Source organism: Microbispora rosea, assembly GCF_044460045.1.
Lineage (GTDB): Bacteria > Actinomycetota > Actinomycetes > Streptosporangiales > Streptosporangiaceae > Microbispora > Microbispora rosea.
The window spans coordinates 117,883-144,402 of sequence record NZ_JBITJO010000012.1 but is presented as its reverse complement, the minus strand read 5'-3'; the positions used below and the strand labels follow the sequence as shown (position 1 = coordinate 144,402).

Sequence of the window (26,520 nt, the reverse complement as noted above, 5' to 3'; positions counted from 1 at the left end):
CGGCCGGACGGATGAGCGCGCCGGCTGCCGGCGGTCGCCGTCAGGCGCGACCCGGGGCCGGCAGAAACAACCACGAGCTGGAACCCGACATGTCGAGCCACACGCCCTGTGGTGTCCGGGCCACTCGGGCGACCATCGCCTCGCACTCGCGACAGCGCAGCACGGTTCCGGGTCCGCCCATGTAGGCCTGCAGCTGTCCGAACGCTTGGGCGACGCCGCAGCTACCGCAGCGGACGGTGACGGTGGTCGGGTCGCCTGCGAGGATCCCGGCGAACTCGCCGGCCGCCGCGTTGCCGTCCAATACCGTGCCTGACCCGGCGCCACCGTCGGGCGCGGGCGCGGTCGGGAGATCCCAGGTCATCGATCCACTCCTGTCGGTCCGAATCGTTCTGTGCGTATGCGATCGTCGGGGTATCCCGCCTCGCGGAGCAGGCGTGTGGCGTGGTCGACGAAGCCAGAGGGGCCGCACACGTAGACCCGGGCCGCCGAAGGCTCCGGCCACGAGGACGACGGTCGGATGTCCCCGGCCGCGAGGTGTGAGGCGGCACGGGGATGCCCGTCGGGAACCTTGCGCGTGTAGACGAGACGCACTTCGGCAGACCCCGGCGCGGACAGATCGGCCGACATCTCTTCCAGCTCAAGCCCGTACATGAGGTCGCGAGGGCCGCGAAGCGAATACACGAGCGTCGTCGGCGTCGAGTCCCCCGCCCGTTTCCGGGCGCGCAGCATGGTGACCAGCGGCACCACCCCTGATCCGCCGGCGATCAGGAGGACCGGGCCGTCCCCGATGGACGGGTCCCCCGGCTCCCAGACGAACCACCCGCCGATGGGCCCGCGCACGTCGAGCTCGTCACCGATCTGCATGATCTCCACCAGGTACGGCGAGACCTCGCCGTGGGGAAGGAGGTCGACGGTGACCGCGACGCGGCCGGGCGTGGCGGGCTCAGCCAGCGAGTAACTCCGTTGGGCCGAGTAGCCGTCCTCGGCTGTGAGACGTAGGTCCACGTGCTGACCGGGCAGATGTCCGGTCCAGCCGGGGACGCGTAGAACAAGTGTCCGGGAATGCTGGGACTGCGAGCGCACACCGATGAGCGTCGCCTTGCGCCAGTGATTCCTGGCCGGCGGAGTCGCTTTCACGGAGCTTCCGGCCGGGCCCTCGGTCGTGTTCGTGTCAGTCACCGGCGTGCCGCTCCTCGCGCCACGGGTCCCCGTAGTTGTGATAGCCGAAGCTCTCCCAGAATCCCGGCTCGTCGAAGCGCTGCATCGTGATGCCGTTCACCCATTTCGCGGATTTCCAGAAGTAGAGATGGGGCACCAGCAGCCTGGCCGGACCACCGTGCTCGGCGGGAAGCGGCTCTCCCTCGTACTCGTACGCGATCCAGGCCTTGCCGCCGACCAGGTCCTCCAACGGGAGGTTCGTGGTGTAACCCCCGTACGAATGCACCATCGCGTATTCGTCGTAGGTCTCGATGTCCTCGAAGAAGGTGTCGAGCGCGACGCCCCGCCAGCGGGTCCCGAGTTTCGTCCACCGGGTCACGCAGTGGATATCGACGTTGATCTCCTCAGAGGGCAAGGCCATCATCTCGCCCCAGCTCCACCGCCTCGGCTTGCCGCTCTCGGGCGTGATTGTGAAGCTCCATTTATCCGTCGAGATCAGCTGCGTCGGCCCGGCCGTCAGCACGGGGAATCCGTGGGTCAGATGCTGGCCGGGCGGCAGATCGGCGGCACGCGGGTCGTGTTGGCCGAAGAAGCCACGTGAGATTGTCACCCTGCGCTCTCTTCCAGACCCAACGGTCTCTAGTGGTGGGCGTCCCACGGTCGGGTCGATGGCGGAAGCGACCTTACAGTGGACCTTTTCGTCCAACTTAGGGTTCCGCTGTAATCGGTGTCAAAGCGCTCGCGGTCCGTCGCACACCGACCGAATCCCCAGTCCAATCGCCCCGATCACCCGCAAGAGGGGCCGTCACGAGTGTGTTAGATTGCACAACTTGGACTATATAGACCAGGCTCCGGCGAGATGGCCAAGAGGGACGGGCCGTCGATCAACGCCCCTGGCCGGCCCTGTCGCGGTGCGACGAGGCGAACCGAGAAGGTGACTCCATGACTGAAGGCAGATGTTCCGACGTGGTGCGCTTCGGCGGCGATCTCGGGCTGGCACCTGAGCACCTTCGGGATTCGTTGACCGCCCATGTGTCCGGCTGCCCGGACTGCGCGACGTATGTCGCACAGATCGCCACGACCCGCGAGCTCCTTGGACGGCGCTCCGGTTCCGGTGGCGTCCAGGACGACCTGGACGGCGACGCGATGCCGGTGGCGGAAGAGTCGCAGGCGACGGGCGCCGAGGACCTGCGAAGCGCTCTCCTCACGCGTGCCTCACTGCTCGACCCCGCCAACGCCGAGGACCTCGCCCAGCGATCGCTACAGGTGGGCCTTGCTCTGCAACGCAGAGATTCCCGCCCACGGGGGATCGCCGAGCTGACCGAAATCATGCACACACTCAGCGATGCGCAAATGCGGCTTGACGGGCGTACAGCGCCCGCCGTCGACGTCACCGCGGCTGCCCGAGCCCGAGCGGGCTCGCTCGAAGACCTCAACAGCGATGCCGACGAGCCCGAGCTCTTCTACCCGGATCTCTACCCAGGCGAGGACGGGATCGACGGGTGGGTCGACAGCCCGAACGGGTGGCGCGACGGCGCGGAGATCCTGGGCCCGGAGGAGGTCGACGAGACCGAAGAGGTGTATGACCTGCTCGACAAGGCACTCGGCGAACTGCCCGAGCCACTCGGCGATCTTCTCGCGCTCGTCGATCTGCAGGGCAACGCGCTGGCCGGCTCAGCGAAGGCACTCGGACTCGACGAGCTCTCGGCGACAGCCGCCCTGGCACGCGCCCGGAACCACGTTCGTGGCCGTCTCGACGAGTACCTGCACGGGGCCGAGTGAAGGGTGTGCCCCGGCGAGCCGAGAGACTCCATCCGGCGGCGACCCCGGAGCGTCCTGTCTGCCTCGACGGGCAGGGCGTAGCGAGATCGAACGGATCGCCCCGCCGAGGCCGGCGACCGACCCGCCGTCCGTTGCTACCCTCCCGATCATGGCGATCAGGAACTCCCACTGCTCCTTCTGCGGAGCGGCCTACGCGCCCGGCCTGTCCTGGCCGAGGACCTGCCGGCAGTGCGGCAACACCAGCTATCTCAACCCTCTGCCGGTCGCGGTCGTGCTGCTTCCGGTGGGCGACGGCCTTCTCGTGGTGCGCCGGGACGTCGAGCCGCACCGCGGCCTGCTCGCCCTCCCCGGCGGCTTCATCGACGTCGGCGAGTCCTGGCAACAGGCCGCCGTACGAGAGCTCCGCGAGGAGACGGGCATCGCCGTCGACGCGGCCGGCGTCCGGCTGTTCGACACGGTCAGCGCGCCCGACGGCACCGTGCTGATCTTCGGCCTCGGGCCGCGCACGTCCGCGGACGCCCTGCCGCCGGTCGCGCGCACCGCGGAGACCAGCGAATGGCTGGTGATCGACGGCCCTCAGGAGCTGGCGTTCCCACTGCACACCCAGGTCGTGGCCCGCTACTTCGGCTCCGGCCGATCGTCGTGACCGTCGAGTTGAGCGAGACGATCCTGCAGCTTCTCGTGCCGAAACCGGTACGCCGGCCCCACCTGCCGCAGCAGCCCGACGCGATGGGCGTCCTCCAGAAGGCTCATCAGCCGTAGCGGGATCCGTCCGCGGGCGCGGAGCATGGCGACGGCGACGAGGTAGATCGAGCTGGCTCCTGTGAACCCGAACGTGAGCGTGAACACGACGCCGCCCGCGAGCCCGAACGCGATCCCGGCCTCGGCGCCGTGCAACAGCCCGGAGAAACCGTTCACCAGCGTCCCGGCGAAGCCGAACGCGAGGCCCAACGCCAGCCCGAAGGTGAGGGAACGCCCGTACACGAGCTGGAGGTCCCGCCGCAACGTGATCAGCGGGCCCTGCGGCCGGTCGTTCGTCAGGGGGGTCGTCACCCACTTGTTGAGCCCGAGGGTGACACCACCGATGACGCCGATGACGAGCGCGTAGAGGATCAGGTTGTCGACCTGCGAGGAGATCCCCGCGACCCGCCACAGCGCGAACGCCGCGATCATGCCGACCGGGAGCACCATGACCAGCCCGAGCGCGAGCTGCACGGCGAGCCGGCCGGCGCTCCCGCGCCAGCGCAGCTTGGCGTACGCCGGCTCCAGCGTGTAGCCCTTCAGCCGCTCCAGGATGAGCCCGCCGGTGAGTCCGCCGACGAGCCCGCCCACCGGGCCACCGGAGAGGCCGAAGAGGAGCGCGTCACGGAGGCTGCCCTCGTGCGGGCTGCGCAGCGCCACCACGGCATCGCTGGTCAGCCCCACCGTGACGCCGACGGTCAGTCCGACGGTCACGCCTCCGACGAGGGTGATCCAGCGTCGTGAGATCGCCCGGTGGAGGTGCCACCAGTAGAAGTCCCTGGTGCCGATCTCCGACATCTGACGGGCGACGAACGACAGCCACCTACGCGCCTCGCTCGGGTCCCACGACCGCTGGGGACGGAACGGGTGGTCGTGCTCGTGCCGTTCGGTGGGGTCCTCGTCGGGCGAGGTGGCCGCGAAGCTCGCCTGCACGAGGTTGTCGAGCAGGTGGTCGGTGACGGCGGCCGCCGTCGGGAAGCGCCCGGCGTCGCACAAGGGGGCGGGATTCGCGCGGGTCTCGACGTACACCTTGTGCAGCAGCCACACGACGAGCGGCGTGGAGAGGGCCTTGGGCAGCGGGCCGTCCGGGTCGGCCTTCAACGCGGACAGCAGGCCGGTCCAGTCGGCGCGTTGCCCGGGCGCGAGCCGGTCGCGGAGATAGGAGACGACGTCCGAGCTCTTGACGGGTCTGGGCTCGATGACGGCCGCTCCCGCGAGCGCCACGCCGTCGTGGAGGTTCACGGCCGTCACGTACTCGGCCGTGCGGCAGGTGAGGATGAGCGAATCGACTTTCGAGGCGGCGTTCAGCGCGTTGACCGCCCTCGGGCGCATGGCTTCGGGCAGCTCGTCCAGGCCGTCCAGGACCGGAAGGATCCGCCGGTAGGCGACCAGGCCGCGAGCCGCGTCCGGACCGAACTCGGGGGCGCGCAGCGCGGGGTAGTTCTCCCGCAACCGCCTGCCCAGCCACCGGTGGACAGGCTCGGCCGCCGGGTCCCACCCGGACATCGACAGCAGCACGGGGATTCGGTCCCCGGGCTGGGGCTCCTTCAGCAGTTCCCTGAGCAGGAGCACGGCCAACGTCGTCTTGCCCATGCCGGCCTCGCCGAGAATCACCAGCCGGCGCCGGTCGAGCTTGCGGAACCGGCTGGCCATCTCCGGCATCCGGTCGGTGCGTCCGTCGAACCGCACCCGCCCGAAGCCGAACCACGAGCGCAGCAGCCGCAGCCCCTCGACGTGCTCGTCCTGGTCCATCACGTCGAGACCGGAGATCTTCCAGCGGACCGGCAGCCGGGCCGGCTCGTCGAGGTCGCGCATCACGATCTCCTCGCGCCACTGCTCGTGCACGAGCACCCGCAGCACCCGCTCTGCGCGGTCGATCTGCTCGATCGTGCTCGTGCCGCCCGGCTGCCGACGCCGCCAGGTGCCGACCAGGGGAGGGACGAGCGCGAAAACGCCGAGGGCCACGCTCGCGAGCTGTGCCCAGTTGACCGCCGCGTCCGACTCGGAGAGCCTGGTCAGCCCATAGCCGATCCCGGCGACTGCGGTCACGCCTGCGGCGGGCAGCACGACGCGGCGCCAGCCGGCCCAGCCTCTCATTCCCACATGGTGACAGCGCCCGATCTATCTGGCGAGAACGTGATATTCCGGATCTTCCCTGGGGTCCTCCGTCGACGACCGATCGCAGCACGGTCTTGTCGTCCTGATTGATCGTTCGCGCGGATGGACCCGCGGCATCCCGTCCGCTCCGAAAGCTGCCGGTGGTTTCTGTCGGTAGGCATCGGTACGGTGTCGGCTCGTGTCGTGGAGATCACGTTGGTGGTGGGCTGTCGCCCTGGTGGCCTCGGCGGCCGAGGCCGGATACATCCTCTCCCTGAGAGACTCCGCCGCCTTTTTCGGCGGGTTCTACTACCCCGCCATGTGCCCGGGGTGGGACGCCTTCATGGAGGCGACCGTACCGTTGTCGGTGCTCCACAGCTGGATGCCGCCGGTCTGGTACGGCGGCCTGCCCGCGGTGGTCGTCGCGTTCCTCGCCCATTGGATCTCCATCCGGGTCCGGCGTCCGCGGATCGGCCGCGTCGTCTCGCGAGTCCTCGCGGCGCTGCTGCTGGTCGCCTTCAGCACGGCCCCGCTCGCCCTCGCCCTCGATATCGGCATCAACCGGAGTTGCCTCGGCCTGTGGGGCGGGCCCGAGGGAGCCATGTTGTTCGTGCAGGGCGACCTCGCGCCCATGCTGGCCGCGCTGTGCATGCTGGCGGCCGTACGGACTCCACGGCACCGCATCCGCCGGCTGCTCACCTCTCGCCCGTTCCGCCGCGGCACGGTGATCCTGGCGGCGCTGGGTCTGCTGGCGCTGCTGCCCGCCGCCGACCTCATGAACGGCCCCATCGCCCCGCTCGACCACTGCCCCACCGGCGACGGCACCCGGGTGCTCACCGGCGAACGCGCCTACCTCTGCCAGGCCCGGGGCAGCGGAGCCTTCGCCAACGTCTCCGACCGGGACCTCCTGGCGTACGGACAGGCCGCGTGCCGCGCCTACACCGGCCGCCTCGAAGACGCCTACGCCATCGCGCCCATCTGCCCTCCCGCCGCCACCCGGGTGCAGGCGAACATCGACGCCGAGGAGGCCGAGTTCCGGGCCGAGGAGACCAGGAACCAGAAGGTGTGCGACTCCTCCCGGCACCGTCCGCGGATCACACCGGTACGGGTGACCCGCGACCGCGCCTTCACCGACTACGGCGTGCTGGAGTCCTTCGAGTACGCCGAGGGCGTCGCGGAGAATCCATGGGATGACGGCGTGCTGGACAAGGCCCAGAAGAACGGACTGGTGGCCACCGGCCCCGGGCACGTGATCATCCTCAGCCACTCGGACTACGACATCTGCCTGACCCTGGAGACCTACCGCCGCCGGCCCCCTCTGGAGCTGAAGGGGTGGGACCACGTCGTCGAGGTCGGCTACGACAGCCTCACCGGCCACATCGAACTGATGGACCCCATATCCGGGCTGACCGACGTGCCGAACCTCGCGTTCCGCGGAAAGGGTCACTACCGGATCCGGGTGCACTACCGGAGCCCCGGCTGGAAGGCGTGGACTCCCCAGCACCTCCTGGTGATGGTCTACCCGGGCACAGGCAGGCCGGTCGCCGAATACTGCGGAGCCGGGGCCGGTCGCGGGGTCACTTCCGCGCGCAGGGGGTGCCGTTGAGCGTGAACGCGCTCGGGGCGGCGTTGGAGCCGCTGTAGCTCGCCTGGAAGCCGAAGCCGGCCGTGCCGCCGTTGGCCGGGATCGCGCCGTTCCAGCTCGCGTTCTGCGCCGTGACCCGGGTTCCGGACTGGGTGACGGTGCCGTTCCAGGCGTTGGTGATCTTCTGGTTTCCGGCGAAGGCGAACACCAGGGTCCAGCCGTTGACCGCGGTGCTCGTGCCGTTGGCGATCGTCACGTCCGCGGTGAACCCGCTCCCCCAGTCATTGGTCTTGTAGGTGACCGTGCAGGGCGCCGACGTCGGGCTGGTCGAAGGAGAGGGAGACGGAGACGGGGACGGGGAGAGGGACGGGCTGGGAGACGGAGACGGCGACCGGCTGGGAGAGGCAGACGGCGACGCGGTGGGAGAAAGGGTGGGGGACGGGGAGGGCGAGGCGGTGCCGCCGCTCTTGGCCGCCATCCGGGCCGAGTGCGCCCGGAACACGGCCAGCGCCGCGTCGCCGCTCTTCACGCTGTGCTGGTCGCCCCCGGCGTTCTTGTCCGGATACCACCAGAAGGCCGAGCCGTCGCCGTCCCTCGCCTCGAAGTCCGCGTAGAGCGCGGTCCACCAGGCGACCCGGTCGGCGTTCCCCTCGGTGTTGAACTCGCCCATGAAGAACGGCTTGCCCACCACGTCATGAGAGTCGGAGATCCACTTCCCGATGAGAGTCTTGGTCTGGTCGAGCGTGAGGTTGGCCCAGCCGGCATTCGGATAGGGATGGGCCGAGGTGAAGTCGATGTACGGCGACTGATGGATGTAGACGAACGGGTTGCCCTCGTCGCCGCCGAAGCCGTACCGGGACTCGTGCCCCTCCATGCCGGTCCCGACCAGGTGGTTCGGATCGATGCTCTTGACGTAGGAGGCCATCTCGTCGACCCACTTCCGCAGAGTGGCGCCGCTCTTGTTCTCGTCCGCGCTGACATCCTGGTAGCGCGGCTCGTTTATGAGCTCCCAGGCGAAGATGGCCGGCTCGTCCTTGTACTTGATCCCGCTGTAGTGGTTCGTCCGGTTCAGGGCGTAATTGACGTAGTTCTTGTACTGAGTGAAGCAGCCCGGGCACCTGGTCTTGTCGAAGAAGACGGCACGTCCGGGGTGGCCGCCGCTCAGGCCCTCCCACTTCAGCCGGGTGTCGATGCCGCCGTACGCCTCCCAGTAGTTCTCGAACACCGGGATGAGCCGGATGTCATGCGCCTTGGCGGACTCGATGACGTAGTCGAACAGCGCGAACTGCTGGTCGTTGTACACGCCCTTGCCGGCCTCGAACCCGTGCCAGCTCTCATGGCTGAACATCCACAGCCGCAGCACGCTCACCTTGTCGGCCTGCAACTCGGCCATGTGCGCGTCGATCCGCGCCTTGTCCATGTACTGCGTCTCGGTGTCGCCGTAGCTGCCGCCGTAGGTGAACACGTCGTAGGTGTTCGCGCCCGCGAAGTAGTACGTCTTGCCGTTGAGGCAGAAATGGATGCCGCACCGCTGCACGAAGCCGGAGCTCGCCGCGTCGGCGGCCGCGTGGGAGAACGCCACCGTGCCGGCGGCCACGGCCAGAGCCAGCGACACGAGTAGGTGGATGGGGCGGAACCCTCGTCTCATGGGACTTCCTCATCGGCCGGTGCGGAGGGGAGCGGTTGCACGAAATACGCCCGATGCCCCTCCCCGCAATCACGCCGCACCCGGCCGCCCGGCTCGACCCTCCTAAATGCCTTCTCACCTGGGGGAACCGGTCCGCGCCAGGGACCGGGCCGATGAAAGTTACACCTCTCTTCACCGGTTAAGCAGGACCTCGGAAGACGGTGGCCGGGCTGGGCGGGCTGTGCTGGGTCAGTCGACCAGACCGGCACGGTAGGCGGCGATGGCCACCTGTACGCGGTTCGTGACGGCGAGCTTGTCGAACAGGTGGGAGATGTGGCTCTTGACGGTGGCCTCGCTCATGTTCAGGCGAGCCGCGATCTCGGTGTTGGAGCGGCCGAGCCCGACCTCGATGAGCACCTCGCGCTCGCGGCCGGTCAGAGCCTCCAGCCGGGCGAGCGCGTCACGGCGTCGGCGAATGGGCTGGTCGGTGGTGAGCCGGTGGATCAGCCGCCGAGTGACCCGCGGGGAGAGCATCGAGTCGCCGGCATGCGCGAGACGGATCGCCCGGATCAGGTCGTGCGGCGAGGTGTCCTTGAGCAGGAACCCGCAGGCTCCCGCCTCCAGGGCGGTGAAGACGTGCTCGTCGGTGTCGAACGTGGTGAGGATGATCACCGCGGGGGCCGGGGCGAGCCGGCGGATGGCGCTGGTGGCGGCCAGGCCGTCGTACCGAGGCATCCTGACGTCCATCAGGACGACGTCGGGCTTCAGACGGCGGACCACGTCGACGGCCTGGTCGCCGTCCTCCGCCTCGCCCACGACCTCCACGTCGGGTGCGGACTCGATGATGAACCGCAGCCCCGCGCGGATCAGCGACTCGTCGTCAACCACCAGTGTTCTGATCATGTGATTCCCTCGGGGATGCGTCCGCGGCATGCCACGGCAGCCGGCCCTCCAGACGCCAGCCTCCCGCATCGTCCGGCCCGCCGCGCACCGTTCCGCCGATCAGCAGGAAACGCTCCGCCAGGCCCACCAGACCGACCCCGGCGCCGGTCTCCAGACTCGGCCGAGGCGATCGTCCGTTGGCAACCACGATCGTGACGCCGTCTTCCCTGCTCCCGGTCGCCGTGACCGTGACCGGGGCCCCGTGGGCATGCTTGTGCGCATTGGTCAGGCCCTCCTGGACGAGGCGGTGCGCGGCCCTGGCCGTTTCCCGTGGCCAGGTGCCGATATCGCCGTGCAGGGTGACGGCCCCACCGGCCGATACCCAGGAGTCCACCAGCCGCCGCAGGTCGGGGAAGTCGTCGTCGTCATCGTCGGGCCCGGCGCGCAGCACACCGAGGATCTTGCGCAGTTCTTCGAGCGCCTCCTGCGCGCTGACCCTGATCAGCGCCGCCTCCCGCTCGACGCGCTCCGGCCCAGCGCTCCCGTTCACCTCGAGGCCGCCGGCGTGCAGCGAGATGAGCGTGATCTTGTGCGCGAGCACGTCGTGCATCTCGCGGGCGATCCGGCCGCGCTCAGCGGACCTCGCCTGCTCGTTGCGCAGACGCTGCTCGGTCTCGGCGCGTTCGGCGCGCTCGCGCAGTGATCGGGTCAGCTCGCGGCGGGTCGTGACGTACGCCCCTGCCGCCAGCGTGACCCCGGTGGCGGTCAGCGCCGAGATCAGCGCGTCCGTGCCCAACCGGCCGCCGTCCACCCACTGCTGGGCCAGGAACCCCGCCATGCCGATCGCCGCCAGCGCCGCGAAACGTGTGCCCGCGCCGGAGAACAGGCTGATCAGCAGCGGCCCCGGATTGCCCGACAGCACGTACGCGCCCGCCCCGGCGACGGCCACCGCGACCGGCCACCGGCCCCGGAACCACACCGCGCCCGTGCCCGCCAGCCCGGCGGCGGCGATGACGGGCCGCGGCAGCGGCGCCCACGGCGTCGTGACCGCCAGGACGGTGAGGAACAGGCAGAGCGTCACGAAGGCCGCACTGATCACATGTGGCCCGAGCGCGGCCACCCGCCGCAGCGCCGCGCGGTACGACAGCATCGGTCCAGCGTAGCCAGGGCGGCCGCGCGCCACCTCATACCGGAGTCGGCGCCGGGCACCGGGCGGCCTCTGACTTTCGTCGCAGACACCTGTGGCCGCGATGGCGATGCGGCCGCACCCTCACCCGCCGCATCGTGGATGGCCTGGACAAGGTCAGGAGCGTCCCATGTATGTCTTCCGTTCGCTGCTCGTCGTGGTGTGCTCGATGCTCGTCGTGGTGTGCGCGGCGCTGGCGATCCTCGTGCCGCCCTGCGTCGCCCCCCCTGCCGCGGCAGCCACCGATATTCCGGACGAACGTGCTCTGGCGGACTTCTTCGACGCCGCGATGGCGGACGGGCTGGCGGCCAACCACGTGCCGGGCGCGGTCGTCTCGGTGGTGGGCGGCGGGAAGACGCTCTTCAGCAGGGGGTACGGACTGGCCGACGTCGAGAACCGCAGGCCCTTCGACCCGGGCACCTCGATGGTCCGGATCGCCTCGATCACCAAGCTGTTCACCTGGACCGCGGTGATGCAGCAGATTCAGCGGGGCACGCTGGACCTTAAGGCGGACGTGAACCGCTACCTCACCGCGTTCCGGGTGCCCGCGACCTACCCCCGGCCGATCACGCTGCAGGATCTGATGGACCACACGGCCGGGTTCGAGGACCGCACGATCGGCGTGGGGTCGCGGAGCACGGACGAGGTGCCGCCCTTGGCGGACTATCTCGCCGGCGACATGCCGGCGCGGGTGCGCCCGCCCGGCGAGGTGTCGGCGTACTCGAACTACGGGGCGGCGCTGGCCGGATACATCGTGTCGGAGGTGAGCGGGCAGCCGTACGACGAGTACGTGCGCGACCACATCCTCGCCCCGCTCGCGATGCGGCACAGCACGGCCGCCGAGCCCGTCCCCGCCCCCTTGGCCGCGGATCTGGCGCGCAGCTACGAATACGAGGGCGGGGCGTATCGGCGCAAGCCGTTCGTCTTCGACAACCTCGCCCCCGACGGGTCGATCAGCGCCACCGCGAACGACATGGCCCACTTCATGATCGCCCACCTGCGAGACGGGCGCTTCGGCGACCGGCGCATCCTCGACGAGCCGACGGCCCGGCTCATGCATCAGCGGACGTTCGCGGCCGATCCGCGCATCGACGGGTACGCCCACGGGTTCAAGGAGCAGACGCTCAACGGGCATCGCGTGATCATGCACGACGGCGGCTGGGAGGGCTTCCAGAGCGCGTTGCTGCTGGTGCCCGACGCGGACCTCGGCCTGTTCGTCTCCATGAACGGCGTGGGCGGGGCCGACGCCGCCGCCGACGTCATTCCCGCCTTCTTCGACCGCTTCCTGCCCGGGAAGCGCGCCGTACCCGGCGGCGGCGCGTCCGTCATGCCCGTCGAAGGCTTCTACAAGCCCACCCGGTCCGCCGAGTCCAGCATCGAGAAGGTGGTCGCCCTGACCGGTTCCACCCGGCTGCGGGTGGAGGGCGGGAAGCTCACCTTCAGGGGTTCGACGTGGAGCCCGCTGGGGCCCGGGCTGTATCAGCAGAACGGCGGGACGCAGCGGCTGGCGCCGGTGATCGGCGCGGGCGGTGTCGCGTACGTGGCCACGGACGGACCCGCCTACCAACGCGTCCCCTGGTGGGACGCCCCGCCGGTCAACGTCGTCATCGTCCTGCTGTTCGCCGTCACCGCCCTGTCCGCCGTGCTCGGCCTGCCGGTGGCGGCCGTGGTCCGCCGGGCCGGGGATCGTCCCGTTCCGCGTGCCTGGCGCGCCGGGCGTGTCCTGACCGGGCTCGCCGCCGCGGCCGGACTGGTGTTCGTGGTGCTGTTCACGCTGGTCCTGACCGGCGACACGAGCATCCTCTACGGCGTGCCGGCCGGCGTCCAGGTCCTCCTGGTGCTGCCGCCGCTGGTCCTCGCACTCACCGTCGCCGCGATCGTCACCACCGTGAGGGCCTGGCGGCGCGCGGGCGCCCTGGCCCGCGGGCACCAGGTGGTCGTGCTGGCGGGACTGCTCGCCCTCCTCTGGTTCTGCCTGCATTGGAACCTGCTGGGCTGGCACCTGTGATCGCTCTTGATTCCGTCGCCCGACCCCCTCCACTTCTGGTGCAGACGCATCAAGTTCTGTTCTTTTACGGCGAAAGTCGTTAATCTCGTCGCAATCGGTCCCGCGGGTCCGAGCCGCATCTCCCCATCCAGGGGCCGTACCTCGTGGAGAGCAGAAGTGACGATGGCGCGCGGGGTGGGCCGCTTGCTTCTGCTGGTCGTCGCCGGCGTGCTGACGATGACCGCCCTGGCGACGCCCGCTTCCGCCCACGGCCAGCTCGCGATGTCGACACCGGCCAAGAACGGCACGGTGCGCGAGCCCCTGAAGTCCCTCTCCCTCTACTTCACCGAGCAGCCCGCCCCGAACGCGTACTTCGCGGTCACCGCTCCCAATGGTGCCCGGGTCGACCGGCCCTGGAGTCACGGTCAGCCCGAGCGCCTCGACAAGCCGGTTCAGGAGTACAACCTGATCAACGGGGTGTGGGAACCAAGCGTGTACAACACCGGATACCCGGCGCAGATCCCGGTCGCCTACTGGCCGGAGCGGGGCGAATACGTCGTCCGGTATCTGTCGATCGCCTCGGACGGGGAGCCCGTGCGGGGAGAGCTGCGGTTCACCTACAAGGGCACGACCTCGGGACCGCCGAAGGGCTGGCAGGCCCCGGACGACGAGCCCGACCCCAGCCTGCTCGCCTCGGCCGAGCACGGGAGCGGAGCCCAGCCCCCGGTGCCGCAGAGTGGGAGCAGCCCGGCGGCGATGGGCCCCGCGGCGCCCCAAACCGGCGGCAGCCCGGCCGCGGTCACGCAGACCGGGGCCAGCCAGGCCGCGGTTCCCCAAACCGGCACGGCCGGCACCGCCGCGAGGGCAGCGCAGCCGGGCGACTCCGGCAGCGGGTTGTCGGTATGGCTGGTGCCCGCGGTCCTCGTCGTCGGAGCGGGCGTCCTGGTGGTGCGGGCCGCGCGGAGACCTGCGCCCGTCACCCCGGCGGCCCGGCGGCCTTCCGGCCGGCCTCAGGCCAGGAAACCCGCACGCGCCCCGGCGTCACGCAGCCCCCAACGCCCCAAATCCACCAAGCGACGCTGATCCGCCCCGCCCCTCAGGAGTATCCCCCCATGATGATCGTCCCTGCCCGCCTGCGCCCGCTGCTCGCCGCGCTCCCGCTCGGCGTGGCCCTGCTGATGGCCACGTCTGCCTGTGGCGGGTCGGATGCCGCCGCCCCCGCCCAATCGGCCGCCCCGGCATCCACCGAGTCGGCCGCCGCCCCCGCCGGCTCGGCCGTGAAGGAGATCACGGTCACCATCGCCGGTCGGACGGTCACCCCGCCACCGGGACGGATCGAGGTGACCAAGGGCCAGACGGTGCGGATCACGGTCACCGGCGACGCCGCCGACGAGGCGCATCTGCACGGGTACGACAAGGAGGCCGAGCTGCAGCCCGGCACCCCCGCGAGCATCGAGTTCGTCGCCGACCAGACCGGCCTGTTCGAGATGGAAACCCACGAGTCGGGACTGCAGCTGTTCCAGCTCGTCGTGCGTTAGGCCGCCGGGATGCTGCTGGCTCACGGTGTCGGGGGCCGTCAAGACCTGCCGATCCCGTTCTCGGCCGCGCTGACCGGCGCGGCCCTCGCGTTGCTGGTGTCGTTCGTGGCGCTCGGCGCGCTGTGGAAACAACCGCGCCTGGACACCGCCCTCACCGCTGCCCGCTCGGTGCCCGCCGCCCTGCGGACGGCGGTGACCTCGCCGGCCTGGCGGTGGGGCTGGCGGATCGCCGGGCTCGTCGCCGCGGCGTACTTCTGCATCGGGCTGATCTTCGGGCCCGATCGGGCCGACAACCCCACGGCGGGGGCGTTCTACGTCCTGTTCTGGGTCGGCCTGGTGCCGCTGTCGGTGCTGTTCGGCCCGGTGTGGCGCGGCCTGAGCCCGCTGCGGACGCTGCACCTGCTGGCCTGCAAGGGGCTCGGACGCGACCCCGAACTCGGCCTGCGGCCACTGCCCGCTCGGGTCGGATACTGGCCCGCCTGCGCCGGTCTGTTCGCCTTCGTCTGGCTGGAACTGGTCGCCCCCGAGCGGGCCACCCTGCCGGTCATCGGCGCCTGGCTCGCGGGCTACGCCGTGCTCATGCTCGCCGGAGCCGTCGTCTTCGGCTCCCGGTGGTTCGGCCACGCCGATCCGTTCGAGGTCTACAGCGACCTCGTGGGCAGACTCGCCCCGTCGGCGAGACGCGGCGACGGCGTCGTGGTCTGGCGTAACTCCCTCGACGGCATGGCCGGGCTGCGACCGGCACCGGGGCTGACGACGCTGGTGGTCGTGCTCCTTGGCTCCACCATGTACGACAGCCTGTCCAACGCCCCGGTGTGGGTGCGCTTCATTCAGGAGAGCGCGGTGCCGGCCCCGGTCACGGGCACCGCGGGCCTGGTCGCCGTCATCGCTGTGGTGCTCGCGGCGTACCGGGCCGCGACCGCGCTCGCCGGCCGATGGGGCGCGGCCGATCCCGGCATGACGGCGGGCGAGATCGCCCACTCGATCGTCCCGATAGCCGTCGGATACGTCGTCGCCCACTACTACACCCTGTTCCTCCTGGAGGGGCAGCGGACCATCGCCCTGCTGTCCGATCCGCTGGACACCGGCGCGGACTGGCTCGGCACCGCCGGGTGGACCATCCAGGCGTTCGGCACCACCCCGGCCGGGGTCGCCACCCTCCAGGTCACGGTCATCGTCATCGGCCACGTGCTGGGCACCGTCCTGGCGCACGACCGGGCGCTGGCCCTGTTCCCCCGCCGAACCGCCGTACTCGGGCAGATCCCCCTGCTCGTGCTGATGGTGGTCTACACCGTCGTGGGTCTGCTTCTCCTGTTCGCCGCCTGAGCCGCGACATGGGGGTCAGTGCGTGCGCAGGAACCGCAACACCGCCAGCACCCGCCGGTGCTCCCGCTCGCCCGGTGCCAGACCGAGTTTGGTGAAGACGCTGCGCACGTAGCCCTCGACGGTCTTCGGGCTGACGAAGAGCTCCTTGGCCAGTGCCGCGTTGGTCAGGCCCTGGGCCATCAGCGCCAGGACCTCGCGCTCGCGGTCGGTGAGCTCGGCGAGGGAGTCGTGTTCCCGGCGGCGGCCGACCAGCCGCGCCACCAGCTCCGGGTCGATGACGACCTCGCCGGCCGCGACTCTGCGGATGTCGACGGCGAACGCTCCGAGGTCCGACACCCGGTCCTTGAGGAGGTAGCCGACCGCGCCGTCGAACTCGTCCATGAGCCGCAGCGCGTGGTGCACCTCGACGTACTGCGACAGCAGCATGAGTCCCACGTGCGGGGCGAAAGACCGGATCTCGGCGGCGGCCTCGATGCCTTCGTCGGCGAAGCCCGGCGGCATCCGCAGGTCGGTGATGACCACGGCGGGCGGATCCCGGCGCACCAGGCCGACCAGCTCGGCGCCGTGGCGCGCCCGGCCGATCACCTCGAAGCCCATCTCGGTGAGGATGCGCGTCATCCCCTCCCGGAACAGCAGCGCGTCGTCCGCGACGATCACCCGCATGGCAGCACCGTCCTGAGCCGCGTCCCGCCACCGGCAGGGCTGTCGAGTTCGAGCCTGGCTCCCAACGCGGCGACCCGGTCCGCGAGCCCTTGCAGCCCGCTGCCCGCCGCGGGCCGTGCACCGCCGCGGCCGTCGTCGGCCACCAGGATCCGCAACCCATCGCCGCCGACGGTGACGTCGACGGTCACCACGCCGGCCGCCGAGTGCCGCGCCGCGTTCGTGATCGACTCGCTGACCAGGTAGTACGCCGTCGCCTCGATCTCGCGTGGCAGTCTGCTCCCGACGCTCACCCGCAGCCGTACGGGGATGGCGGACCTGTCCGCCACGGCAGCAAGCGCGGCCTCCAAACCGTCCTGCGCGAGCACGATGGGATGCAGGCCGCGGGCCAGTTCGCGCAGATCCGCCGTGGCCTCCAGCAGCTGGGCGCGAGCGTCTTTGGCCCTGGACGCGAGGAGGCCGTCGCCGGACGCCTTCGCCTGCTCGGCGAGAGCGCCGAGCTCCAGGCCCAGGGTCACCAGCCGGAGTTGCACGCCGTCGTGGAGGTCACGCTCCAGGCGCCACCGGGCCGCGTCCTCCGCGGAGACGATGCGCCGCGCGGCCGCCTGCAACTGCTGAGCCTGCTCCTGCTGGACGATCACTAGACCGGTCTGCGCGACCAGGTCCGTCAGCAGCCGCTCCTCGGCCGCGGTCAGGGGCTCACCGGGCGGTTTGCGTACGGCGATCGCGCCACGGGCAGTGCCCTGATCGACGATCGGCCGCACATGCCAGCGCGGCCCCCCGTGATGCAGTCCATGGTGCAGATCGCTCAGGGGCGCCGGATCGGTCCGGCCCACGGGCTGAGGCCAGCCTGCCCGCGGAGCCATGCACGCCTCGTCGCCGACCCAGACGACCACCTCCTTCGCCCCGAGCGCGCTCGCGACCGTCGCGGCGATCCCGTCCAGCAGCTCCTCAGGTGCGGCGGTGAGCTGAGCGGACAGCCGGGACAGTGCCTCGTACGGCGTCGCCCGCGGCCCGTAGACGAGGCGGTCGGCCAGACGCTGGGCACGCCGCCGCAACGGCTCGAACGCGACTGCGACGACGGCGGTCGCGAGCAGTGACCGCCAGCGTTCCTCCACCGGCACCAGCCCGCCGACGCCGACCACGAGCGCGACGTAGCCGGCGGTGACGAGCAGCAGCATCGATCCGACGACGATGGTCTTGTTGATGACCGGATCGATGTCATAGAGCCGGTGCCTCAAGATCCCGAACGCGGCGGCGACCGGAACGAGCGGCAAGCCGAGCAACCCCGGCACCGGGCTGCCGAAGATCACCAACCCGGCCGCCAGGATCAGGATGTCCATCACGACCGCGAACACCAGCCACCGCATCCGGCGCGCCTCATCGCCGTCGGCACGCCGCAGGCGGACCACGATCGCGACCGTCCCGAGCGCCTGGAAGAGCAGGTAACTGAACTGCGCGTACTCCCACACCCGGGCAGCCGCCGCGGCCCCCGGCACACCGAACGGGTGCGGCGCGACCAGACCGGTCCGGTCGTACTCCACCGGCCACAGCGCGGAGGCCGTCGCCATCGCGCCCGCCACCGCGGCCATGGCCCATGCGGCGCCGAGCCATCTCCTGGAGAGCAGCCTGCCGTCGGGGAACGCCATCAGCATCCAGCCGAACCCCGCGATCGCGAGCGGCAGCGGCCAGACGCCGAGCCACCCCAGCCATGACGCCGCCGGCAGCGGACCTTCGTGCAGGCCGTACTGCCGGCCGAAGAACATCACGGCGTGCACCACACCGGTGGCGACGAACAGCCAGCCCTCCCGGTGCCGGGGCCGCATCCGGACGACGTAGAGCCCGACCGCCGTCCACGACGCCGCGATCAGCCCGTTGTGGGCGTTCGCGAGGTGGAACCCGAGAGACCACCCGTAACTGACGAGCACGGCGACCACCAGCGCCACCACGCCGAGTCCTGCCTCGCGGGCGGCCGGCGGGGCCTCCTCGTACGCGTTCGCCGCTGTGGCCACACCGGAATGGTGACACAGCCGAACGTCCCTGCGAATGAGGGTTTTCCCTGCAGAAAAGCAGGGTGTGCACGCATCCGCGAAGGACGACCGTCGGTCACCGTTGACCCATCAACGACATGCACGAGGAGGCAGCTATGAGCACGCCGGTCACGACGCGCCCTTCCACCAGCTCGCGGCTCAACCTGGTCAGCGGCATCTGCCTGGTGCTGGGCGGCATCACCTTCATCGCCGGCGGCGCCACCCATCCCGGCGACAGCGGCGAGGGCGACAAAGTCCAGCAGTTGCACGAGATGCTCGTGCAGCCGAGCTGGTATCCCTCCCACGCGCTGCTGCTGCTCTCGATGGGCCTGTTCACCGCCGGGATCTTCGCGATCTCGCGCCGCGACCTCGGCAGGAGCATGGCCGCGGCGACCAAGGTCATCGCCGGCATCGGCGTCCTCGCCACCGTCGGCATGGCCGCGCACCTGTTCGCCGCGCTGGAGGCCGACTCCCTCGCGGCGGGTCAGCCGACGACCGTCTCCACGATGCAAACGTGGAACGAGACGATCGTCGACACGCTCTGGGCACTGAGCATCGTTGTCCTCGCCGTCGCCGGCGGCCTCACCCGGACGGTCGGCAACCGCGTCACGCTCGCGCTCGGCCTGGTCGGCGGGCTGGCCTACGCGCTCGCCTCCGCCACCATCGCGTTCACCGACCGGTTCGACCCCCTGTTCCCGGTCGGGTCGCTCATCGGCATCTGGGCCGCCGCCGTCGGAGTGGTGGCGATGACCCGGAAATGACCCGGGGCACATCGTCACCGACGTCCCCGTACGCGGCCTGCAGATCACCACACCGTCGGGATTCGAGCAGTTCATCACCGAACTCGGCCGCCCCGCCGAACACCCCGGCCTACCCGCCCCCACCCCGCCCGACATTCCCCGCCTGATCGAGGCCGGCCGACCCTACGGCCAACAGATCCTCGGCCCGCCTCTGGAGGGGCTCGCTGGTCGCCCCATCCCCCCCGCCGCGACCATTCTGCACGAGAAGGCACCGCTGTCGACTCACGCCGGCGGACGTTCACCGAAAGGGACCTGGAAATGACGGACAGCACGCGCAAGACTCGACTGGGCCTGACCTTCGCCTTCATCGCCGCGGCCTCCTCGGCAATTGTCCCAGCCTCCGCTACGGCGAGCACCGCCGCTGCCACCACGACGACCGCTGCATTGCCGTTCCGGCACGCGGGCTACTTCACGGCAAATCTCATCGGCCCCTTCCATGTTGTCAATGGCCACAGTAATAAGTGCCTGACAGTTCTGGGTGCGGGGGGAGCGGAAAACACCTCAGCAGTACAGTTCACCTGCGACAAAACCTATCCTTTCAACGAGGACTGGTACCTGGAAGATCTCAGCGCATTCAATAAATACTTCCACATCAGAAACCGGCATAGCGGAAAATGCCTTACGGTCTTGGGTGCGAGCAAGGCCGAGAATGCCAAAGTGGTGCAGTTCACATGTGACTACACCTTCCCCTTCAACGAGCAATGGTATCTCGTCGACCTCAGCCCAGCAGACGGGTATTATCATATCGTCAATCGCAACAGCAATAAATGTTTAACCGTTTTGGGTGCGAGTGGGGCAAACAACGCCTCAGCGGTACAGTTCACCTGCGATAAATTCCCGCCTTACAACGAGAAGTGGGTGTTGTCCTGACATCGTGGCCGGACGGCATCATGCACTTCTGACAGCATCGGGCAGCCTTATCTCGATCTTTCGCGCCCATCCGGTGGCCGGCTGAGTGGTTCGGCTGAGCGTGAGATCGCAGTGCCGCGCCGCGCCCGCATCCTCGACACCGGCTGCGGAACCGGCCGGGTCGGTGGCGCACTGGCCGAGGCCGGCCACGACGTCGTCGGCGTCGACGTCGATCCGGCCCTGATCGAGGCCGCCGAGCAGGACCACTCCGGGCCGCGCTGGATGGTCGGAGACCTGGCCGAACTCGATCTTCCCGCGCAGGGCGTCACCACGCCGTTCGATGCCGTCGTCTGCGCCGGGAAGGTGATGACGTTCCTCGCGCCCAGCACCCGTCGCGAGGTGCCGAGACGGTTCCGTGCCCACCTCGCGCCGGACGGCCGGGTCGCGATCGGCTTCGGCGCCGGCCGCGGCTACGAGTTCGGCGAGTTCCTCGCGGACGCGGCCGCCGTCGCGCTCGAACCCGACCTGCTGCTGTCCACCTGGGACCTGCGTCCGTTCAGGGACGACTCGACCTTCCTTGTCGCCCTGCTCCGCCCGGCCTGACAGGGCGACCGGAAAGCTCGGCATGGCATCGATGACCGAAGGCTTGTTCCCGAGGGGTCGGACCTGTCAGCCTCTGCGCTGCAGAGACTTGGGAACGAGGTACTCCTCGACACCGTACGCACCGCGCTCGCGCCCGTACCCGGAGTCCTTGACGCCTCCGAACGGCGCGTCCCACGCGGTCGGCGCGTCGCTCTGGATCACGCCGCCGACTCGAAGCCGCCGGGCGACGCGCTCGAAGCGGGCATCGTCATCGGTCCACACGCGGGCGATGAGGCCGAACCGCGTCCCTTCCGCGAGCTCGATCGCATGCGCCTCGTCGTCGGCAGGCTGGATCGCGAGCACGGGTCCGAACACTTCCTCCTGCACGATCGGCGCGCCTGGATCGTCGGCCACGACCACCGTAGGTGCCGCGTACCAACCGCGTGTGAGGTGGGAGACGTCCTTCGCCGCGACGGTGCGCACCCCTGCGGTCTGGCCGGCGACGCGGAGGTGCTCGGCCACTCTGTTCCGTTGTTCCCGGCTCGCCAGCGGTCCGACGGTGCTGGCCGCGTCGAAGGGGTCGCCCACGACGACCTGCTCCAGCGCGGCGCGGACCTCGTCCTCGGCCTCGTCGAGGAGGTGACGCGGAACGATCAGCCGGGACAGCGCCGCACACGTCTGCCCCGCGTTGCCGAAGCAGCTCGCGATCGTGTGCCGCACCGCGGCCCGCACCTTGTCCTCGTCGAGGACGATCGCGGCGCTCTTTCCGCCCAGTTCCAGCGATGTGCGCGTGCCCCACCGGGCGGCGGCCATGGCGACCTCGCGTCCGGCCGCGACGGAGCCGGTGAAGGAGACGAAGTCCGCGCGCGGATGGCCCGCGATCGCGCTGCCCACGCTTGCGCCGCTGCCGCAGACGACGTTCAGCACGCCCGCGGGGAGCCCGGCCTCGGCGAACGCCTCCGCCACGAGGAACGTCGTGAGCGGGGCGACCTCCGCCGGCTTGAGCACGACGCCGCAACCGGCGGCGATCGACGGCGCCACCTTCAAAGCCACCTGGAACAGCGGATAGTTCCACGGGGTGATCGCTCCGACGACGCCCGCGGGTTCCCGGACGACCTCCGAGTCGCCGATCCTCTCGCGCTCCGTGATCGCGGCGAAAGCCGAGGCCGCCGTGAGACGCATGGCCGTGAGGCCCAGGCCGACCTGCGCGCCGCGAACCTGACTCGCCACGGTGCCGACCTCCGCCTGCATCGTGACGGCGAGGTCGTCCGCCATGCCTTCCAGGATGTCCGCGGCCTTCCCGACCACGGCGACGCGATCAGCGGGCGAGACGCCCGCCCACCGCCTCTGCGCGCGTGCGGCCGAGTCGAATGCACGGTCGACGTCCTCGCTGGTGGCGGACCGCACCCTGGCGATCTCCTCACCGGTCGCGGAGTCGTCCACCGGCACGTACGTCGACCCCGACGGGACGACCCGGGCATTGTCCAGCCACAGCGAATCGTCGACGGTGCCCCTGGGAGATGCCATGAATCCAGCCTTCCTGGATCGTGAGTTGGTGAGCCCTGAACGGCTCTTCGCGTCGCCGCTCAGCCGATGGACGGTTCTGCCAGGAGCTTCCACGGGGAGGGGACGTCACCGAACGGAACCTCGATGAGCACCGGCGCGTCCGTCCCGCGGGCGTTGCGGATCGCGGCGCCGAGCGCCTCCGGGGTGGTCACCCGCTCGCCCGCGACGCCGAACTCCCCGGCCAGGGCGACGAAGTCGGGGTTCTTGAGCTCGACGCCGATGTTGCGGCCGAACGTCTCGGTCTGGATGCGCTGGACGTTGCCGAACGCGTCGTTGCGGAACACCACCGTCACGAGCCCGATAGCGTACTTGGCGGCCGTGGACAGCTCCTGCAGCGCCCACCCGAAACCACCGTCACCGTTGATCGAGACGACCTGCCGGCCCTCGGCTCCGACGGCCGCGCCGAGACCGGTCGGGAAACCGTAGCCGAGCGTGCCCTGGTAGCCGGGCGTCACGTAGGTTCCCGGCTCGTACACGGGGAACGCCAGGCGCGCCGCGTAGCCGACCTGCGTGAGCTCTTCCACGAAGACGCCGTCGTCCGGCATGGCCCCGCGGATCGCCCGGAGCCACTCCACCTGAGGCGCGATCACGCTCAGGGCGTCACGTTCCCGCTTGCGGTGGCCGTCGAGCTCCGGCGCCTCACGCTTGCCGTCGGGGAGGGAGCTCGCGATCGCCTCCAGCGCGACCCTGGCGTCGGCGATGACGACGACGTCGAACTCGCGCGGCGCGCCCACGTCGGCGGGATCCGCGTTGATCGCGATGAGGCGGCGGCGTCCGGGCCGGACGACCGGCTGCCCGGTCATGGTGATGAAGCGGGTGCCGACGGCCAGCACGACGTCGGCGTCCGCGAGGACGTCCGCGCCGGCCAGTCGCGACAGGGCGAGCGGGTGCAGGTCGCTGATGGCGCCCTTGCCGTTCCGGCTGGTGATGACGGGCGCGCCGAGGCGCTCGGCGAGTGCCTGGAGTGCGGCGCCGGATGCGGCGTCGCGCACTCCTCCCCCCGCGACGATCACGGGCCGCTCGGCGGCGGCGAGGAGCTCGACGGCACGGCCGACCGAGTCCTCGTCGATCTCATCGGTGAGGTCACCCTCGGGGGGCGCCACCCCGGCGGTCGTCTTCGCCTGGAGCACGTCCGGTGGGATCTCGATGCCGACGGGCCGCGGGCGTCCGCTGGAGACCCGCGTGAACGCTTCGCGTACGAGGCCGGGGATCTCCTCGGGCGACGTCGCGATCCCGTTCCACTTGGTGAGCGAACGGAGGAGGTCCGACTGCCCCGGGATCTCATGAAGCATGCCGAGACCCCTGCCGATGGTCGGCGAAGGGATCTGACCGGCGATGCAGACGACGGGACTGTTCGTCGCGTACGCGGTCGACAACGCCGCGGCGGCGTTCAGGAGGCCGGGTCCGGGCACGACCATGCAGACGCCGGGCCTGTCGGCCACCCGCGCGTAGCCGTCCGCCATGTACGCGGCGCCCTGCTCGTGTCGCGCCGAGATGAAATCGATCGACTCGCGGTTCTGCGCGAGACCGTCCAGCGCGTAGTCCAACTGGATCCCGGGAACTCCGAAGATCGTTCGAACGCCCTCCGCGATCAGCTGTTCGGCGAGGAGTTCTCCACCGGTCTTCGTCATTGGCTTACCTTTCCTCCGCTCCTGAGCGGGTGTGATGCGGGGCTTCTGCGGGAGTGTCTCGGACCGCTAGATGGCGCTGAGATCCCGCTTCCGGCCCTCCGACGCGATCAGAGTCGCCACGAGGCAGACGGCGAGCACCCCCATCCACACCCAGCCCAGCACGGCGATTCCCCCACCGACGGCGACCAGGGAGGTCGCGATGAGCGGCGTGAAGCCCGAGCCGAGCGCCGAGGCGGTCTGGAAGCACAGCGAGGCGCCGGTGAAACGAAGGCGTGTGGGGAACAGCTCCGCCAGGAACGCGGCGAGCGGACCGAGGATGAATCCCTGGATGAACTGGCCGACGATGACGGCGGCGGCGAAGCCCCCCGCGGTGCCCGTCTGGATCAGGTTGAGCATCGGGAAGACGAAGATCAGAGCTGCCACGATGCCGGCGGCGAGGGGCAGACGCCGCCCCCAACGGTCGCTCAGCCGGGCGCTGATGATGGCCGCGATGAGGAGGGCGATCGAGCCGAAGATCTTCAGGTTCAGGATGGTCGTGCGGTCGGCCCCGAGCTCGACGGCGTGGTTGACCGCCCATGAGGTGGCGATGCCGTCGATGGTCAGCTGGCTGATCGCGACGGTGATGCCGAGCGCGGCCTGCGACGGGTAGCGGCGCAGGACCTCCAGGATCGGCACCTTCCGCTTCTCCGCTTCCAGATCCAGCGACTTGAACAGCGGGCTCTCGCTGACCTTCAGACGGATGGTCATTCCGACCAGGACGAGCAGGACGCTGACCAGGAAGGGGATGCGCCATCCCCACGAGAGGAACTGGTCCTGCGGGAGGCTGGAGGCGAGGGAGATGGAGCCGGTGGCGAGCATCGCGCCGGCCGGTGCGCCGAGGCTCGCGAACGAGGCAGCGAAACCACGCTTGGCGCCGGGCGAGTTCTCGAGGGCGATGAGCATCGCGCCGCCCCACTCGCCGCCGACGGCCACCCCCTGCAGGACCCGGCAGAGGACGAGGAGGATCGGCGCCAGGACACCGACGGTGGCGGTGGCGGGAAGGAGCCCGATCGCCATGGTCGAGACGCCCATGAGGAGCATGGTGGTGACGAGCACGCCCTTGCGGCCGAGCCTGTCGCCGAAGTGGCCGAAGATCACGCCTCCGAGCGGCCGCCCGACGTACCCGACGGCGAGCGTGACGAAGGACGCGATGGTCGCCATGGTCGGCGAGAGGTTGTTGAAGAAGACGTGCGGGAAGACGACCGCGGCCGCGATGACGTACAGGACGAAGTCGTAGAACTCGATCACGCTGCCGCTGAAGCTGGACATCAGGATGCGTCGCATCGGGCCATGCCACAGAGAGTCGGATCGGTCCTGCCGCGTGACTGTGATGTTCGATTCCATGGGGGGTCTTTCAGGTGTGGCCGCGACGGTGTGTCAGCGGGGGTCGTTGGAGAAGACGGGGAGGGTGTCGAGGAGGTGCTCGGTGTCCTCCGGGGAGCCGACGGTCACTCGTATGCCGCCACCGATCGGGCGCACGAGCACGCCCTTGGCCGCGCACTCCCTGGCCACGGCCGCGGCCGATTCGCCCAGCGGAAGGAAGACGAAGTTCGCCGCGGATTCGACGACGTTCCATCCGCGGGAGCGAAGTGCCGCGGTGAGGAGTGCGCGCTCCGCCACGATCGACGCGACGCGACGCTCGGACTCGGCCACCTGCTCCGGCTGAAGCGCGGCCAGCGCCCCCGCGACGGCGACGCCGTCGATGCGGAACGGGACTCCCATGCGCGACACGTAGCTCATCACCTCGCCGTCACCGATCGCGTAGCCGATGCGCAGGCCCGCGAGACCGTGGGCCTTGCTGAGCGTGCGGACGACGATCACGTTCGGATGCCCGTCCAGGAGTTCCAGACCGTCGACGTCCGTCGCGAACTCGACGTACGCCTCGTCGAGGACGACGGCGACGTCCTCGGGTATGCGCGCCAGGAAGTCCTTGAGTTCCGCGTTGGTGTACGCCGTGCCCGTCGGATTGTTCGGGTTGCAGATGACGACGACCCGGGTGCGGGCTGTGATGGCATCGCGCATGGCGTCCAGATCGTGTGCATGCGACAGCAGCGGAACGGCGACCGGCACCGCCGAGTTGGCGATGGCGGCGGTCCGGTAGTACGGAAAGCTCGGCTCAGCGAAGATCACCTCGGAGTCGGCTTCGACGAGGACGCCGACGATGTCCCGCAGCAGCGCGGTGGAACCGTTGGCGACCGCGATGCCACCGGCCGGCCGGCCGACGTGCGCCGCGATGGCCCCGCGAAGCTCGGTGTACTGCATGTCCGGATACCGGTGTGCGTCATCGAGCGCGGCCTTCATCGCATCCACGATCGCCGCCTGCGGAGGCCACGGGACCTCGTTGGACGCGAGGCGCGCCTGCCTGCGCGTCTCTCCGCGTTCGGGACGTCGACCCGGCACGTACGGAGGCAAGCCTTCGAGCCGGTGGGCGATCCTCAGTGATCCCACGTCTCT

At 70.2% G+C, this 26,520-nt stretch carries 23 protein-coding genes; 10 read left to right on the top strand and 13 right to left on the bottom strand.

Annotation, left to right across the window (positions count from 1 at the left end; genetic code table 11):
• Nucleotides 1-40: 40 nt before the first annotated feature.
• Genes ACIBK1_RS35250 through ACIBK1_RS35240 form a run of 3 tightly spaced genes read right to left on the bottom strand, consistent with a single transcriptional unit; the run spans nucleotide 41 to nucleotide 1,768 of the window.
• Complete coding sequence (locus ACIBK1_RS35250; RefSeq protein WP_396740029.1) at nucleotides 41-361, bottom strand: DUF6510 family protein; 321 nt, start codon at nucleotides 359-361, stop codon at nucleotides 41-43.
• The gene (locus tag ACIBK1_RS35245; protein WP_030511564.1) at nucleotides 358-1,137 is read right to left on the bottom strand and encodes an FAD-binding oxidoreductase; all 780 of its coding nucleotides are present in this window, start codon (nucleotides 1,135-1,137) and stop codon (nucleotides 358-360) included. Before ACIBK1_RS35245 ends, ACIBK1_RS35250 begins: the two co-directional genes overlap by 4 nt.
• A 34-nt stretch (nucleotides 1,138-1,171) precedes the next feature.
• The gene (locus tag ACIBK1_RS35240) at nucleotides 1,172-1,768 is read right to left on the bottom strand and encodes a sulfite oxidase-like oxidoreductase (RefSeq protein ID WP_030511565.1); all 597 of its coding nucleotides are present in this window, start codon (nucleotides 1,766-1,768) and stop codon (nucleotides 1,172-1,174) included.
• 332 nt (nucleotides 1,769-2,100) lie between these two features.
• On the opposite strand from ACIBK1_RS35240, the gene ACIBK1_RS35235 reads away from it, so the two are divergent.
• Together ACIBK1_RS35235 and ACIBK1_RS35230 are read left to right on the top strand one after the other, a co-directional pair.
• Nucleotides 2,101-2,940: an RNA polymerase sigma factor gene (locus ACIBK1_RS35235; protein WP_396740028.1), complete on the top strand. Its 840-nt coding sequence runs from the start codon at nucleotides 2,101-2,103 to the stop codon at nucleotides 2,938-2,940.
• A 148-nt stretch (nucleotides 2,941-3,088) separates the two neighbouring features.
• Nucleotides 3,089-3,586: an NUDIX domain-containing protein gene (locus ACIBK1_RS35230; protein ID WP_396740027.1), complete on the top strand. Its 498-nt coding sequence runs from the start codon at nucleotides 3,089-3,091 to the stop codon at nucleotides 3,584-3,586.
• Here the strand turns inward: ACIBK1_RS35230 and ACIBK1_RS35225 are convergent.
• Nucleotides 3,559-5,778: an NACHT domain-containing protein gene (locus ACIBK1_RS35225; RefSeq protein WP_396740026.1), complete on the bottom strand. Its 2,220-nt coding sequence runs from the start codon at nucleotides 5,776-5,778 to the stop codon at nucleotides 3,559-3,561. The two genes, ACIBK1_RS35230 and ACIBK1_RS35225, sit on opposite strands and share 28 nt — an antisense overlap.
• Before the next feature lie 199 nt (nucleotides 5,779-5,977).
• On the opposite strand from ACIBK1_RS35225, the gene ACIBK1_RS35220 reads away from it, so the two are divergent.
• Nucleotides 5,978-7,384 carry a hypothetical protein gene (locus ACIBK1_RS35220; protein ID WP_156081200.1) on the top strand — a complete coding sequence of 469 codons (1,407 nt, stop codon included), beginning with the start codon at nucleotides 5,978-5,980 and terminating at the stop codon, nucleotides 7,382-7,384.
• On the opposite strand, the gene ACIBK1_RS35215 is transcribed toward ACIBK1_RS35220, so the two are convergent.
• The 3 genes from ACIBK1_RS35215 to ACIBK1_RS35205 form a co-directional block, all read right to left on the bottom strand.
• Entirely contained in the window at nucleotides 7,356-9,011 is a 1,656-nt protein-coding gene (locus tag ACIBK1_RS35215; protein ID WP_396740025.1) for a cellulose binding domain-containing protein, read from the bottom strand. The two genes, ACIBK1_RS35220 and ACIBK1_RS35215, sit on opposite strands and share 29 nt — an antisense overlap.
• A gap of 228 nt (nucleotides 9,012-9,239) precedes the next feature.
• On the bottom strand, nucleotides 9,240-9,893 hold the full coding sequence (locus ACIBK1_RS35210) for a response regulator transcription factor (protein WP_396740024.1): 654 nt from the start codon (nucleotides 9,891-9,893) through the stop codon (nucleotides 9,240-9,242).
• Nucleotides 9,871-11,022, bottom strand: coding sequence for a sensor histidine kinase (locus ACIBK1_RS35205; RefSeq protein ID WP_051762547.1), 1,152 nt, complete (start codon nucleotides 11,020-11,022; stop codon nucleotides 9,871-9,873). The genes ACIBK1_RS35210 and ACIBK1_RS35205 overlap by 23 nt, the downstream gene beginning before the upstream one ends.
• A gap of 166 nt (nucleotides 11,023-11,188) precedes the next feature.
• On the opposite strand from ACIBK1_RS35205, the gene ACIBK1_RS35200 reads away from it, so the two are divergent.
• From ACIBK1_RS35200 to ACIBK1_RS35185, 4 genes are all read left to right on the top strand, one after another.
• Nucleotides 11,189-13,066, top strand: a complete 1,878-nt coding sequence (locus ACIBK1_RS35200) for a serine hydrolase domain-containing protein (RefSeq protein WP_396740023.1) — start codon at nucleotides 11,189-11,191, stop codon at nucleotides 13,064-13,066.
• Nucleotides 13,067-13,228: 162 nt separating this feature from the next.
• Nucleotides 13,229-14,128, top strand: a complete 900-nt coding sequence (locus ACIBK1_RS35195) for a copper resistance CopC family protein (RefSeq protein WP_396740070.1) — start codon at nucleotides 13,229-13,231, stop codon at nucleotides 14,126-14,128.
• A gap of 29 nt (nucleotides 14,129-14,157) precedes the next feature.
• Complete coding sequence (locus tag ACIBK1_RS35190; RefSeq protein ID WP_051762552.1) at nucleotides 14,158-14,583, top strand: cupredoxin domain-containing protein; 426 nt, start codon at nucleotides 14,158-14,160, stop codon at nucleotides 14,581-14,583.
• 9 nt (nucleotides 14,584-14,592) lie between these two features.
• Nucleotides 14,593-15,909: a hypothetical protein gene (locus ACIBK1_RS35185; protein ID WP_030511576.1), complete on the top strand. Its 1,317-nt coding sequence runs from the start codon at nucleotides 14,593-14,595 to the stop codon at nucleotides 15,907-15,909.
• Between the two features lie 15 nt (nucleotides 15,910-15,924).
• Here ACIBK1_RS35185 and ACIBK1_RS35180 read toward each other — a convergent pair whose 3' ends face one another.
• Both ACIBK1_RS35180 and ACIBK1_RS35175 read right to left on the bottom strand, forming a co-directional pair.
• Complete coding sequence (locus ACIBK1_RS35180) at nucleotides 15,925-16,572, bottom strand: response regulator transcription factor (protein ID WP_396740022.1); 648 nt, start codon at nucleotides 16,570-16,572, stop codon at nucleotides 15,925-15,927.
• Nucleotides 16,563-18,581, bottom strand: coding sequence for a sensor histidine kinase (locus tag ACIBK1_RS35175; protein WP_396740021.1), 2,019 nt, complete (start codon nucleotides 18,579-18,581; stop codon nucleotides 16,563-16,565). The genes ACIBK1_RS35180 and ACIBK1_RS35175 overlap by 10 nt, the downstream gene beginning before the upstream one ends.
• Nucleotides 18,582-18,715: 134 nt before the next feature.
• Between ACIBK1_RS35175 and ACIBK1_RS35170 the strand changes: the two genes are divergently transcribed.
• The 3 genes from ACIBK1_RS35170 (at nucleotide 18,716) to ACIBK1_RS35160 (ending at nucleotide 20,851) form a co-directional block, all read left to right on the top strand.
• Nucleotides 18,716-19,360: a hypothetical protein gene (locus tag ACIBK1_RS35170; RefSeq protein ID WP_030511579.1), complete on the top strand. Its 645-nt coding sequence runs from the start codon at nucleotides 18,716-18,718 to the stop codon at nucleotides 19,358-19,360.
• Nucleotides 19,361-19,657: 297 nt separating this feature from the next.
• On the top strand, nucleotides 19,658-20,269 hold the full coding sequence (locus ACIBK1_RS35165; RefSeq protein ID WP_081903955.1) for an RICIN domain-containing protein: 612 nt from the start codon (nucleotides 19,658-19,660) through the stop codon (nucleotides 20,267-20,269).
• 111 nt (nucleotides 20,270-20,380) lie between these two features.
• Nucleotides 20,381-20,851 carry a class I SAM-dependent methyltransferase gene (locus ACIBK1_RS35160; protein WP_396740020.1) on the top strand — a complete coding sequence of 157 codons (471 nt, stop codon included), beginning with the start codon at nucleotides 20,381-20,383 and terminating at the stop codon, nucleotides 20,849-20,851.
• A gap of 66 nt (nucleotides 20,852-20,917) precedes the next feature.
• Here ACIBK1_RS35160 and ACIBK1_RS35155 read toward each other — a convergent pair whose 3' ends face one another.
• The 4 genes from ACIBK1_RS35155 to hisC all read right to left on the bottom strand — a co-directional run bounded on the left by ACIBK1_RS35155 (nucleotide 20,918) and on the right by hisC (nucleotide 26,514).
• A complete protein-coding gene (locus ACIBK1_RS35155) occupies nucleotides 20,918-22,357 on the bottom strand; it encodes an aldehyde dehydrogenase family protein (protein ID WP_030511581.1) in 1,440 nt (479 codons plus the stop codon).
• Nucleotides 22,358-22,416: 59 nt separating this feature from the next.
• Nucleotides 22,417-24,027, bottom strand: coding sequence for a thiamine pyrophosphate-binding protein (locus tag ACIBK1_RS35150; protein ID WP_396740019.1), 1,611 nt, complete (start codon nucleotides 24,025-24,027; stop codon nucleotides 22,417-22,419).
• Between the two features lie 66 nt (nucleotides 24,028-24,093).
• Nucleotides 24,094-25,350: an MFS transporter gene (locus ACIBK1_RS35145; protein WP_030511583.1), complete on the bottom strand. Its 1,257-nt coding sequence runs from the start codon at nucleotides 25,348-25,350 to the stop codon at nucleotides 24,094-24,096.
• Between the two features lie 93 nt (nucleotides 25,351-25,443).
• Complete coding sequence (gene hisC, locus ACIBK1_RS35140) at nucleotides 25,444-26,514, bottom strand: histidinol-phosphate transaminase (protein ID WP_396740018.1); 1,071 nt, start codon at nucleotides 26,512-26,514, stop codon at nucleotides 25,444-25,446.
• Nucleotides 26,515-26,520 lie beyond the last annotated feature (6 nt).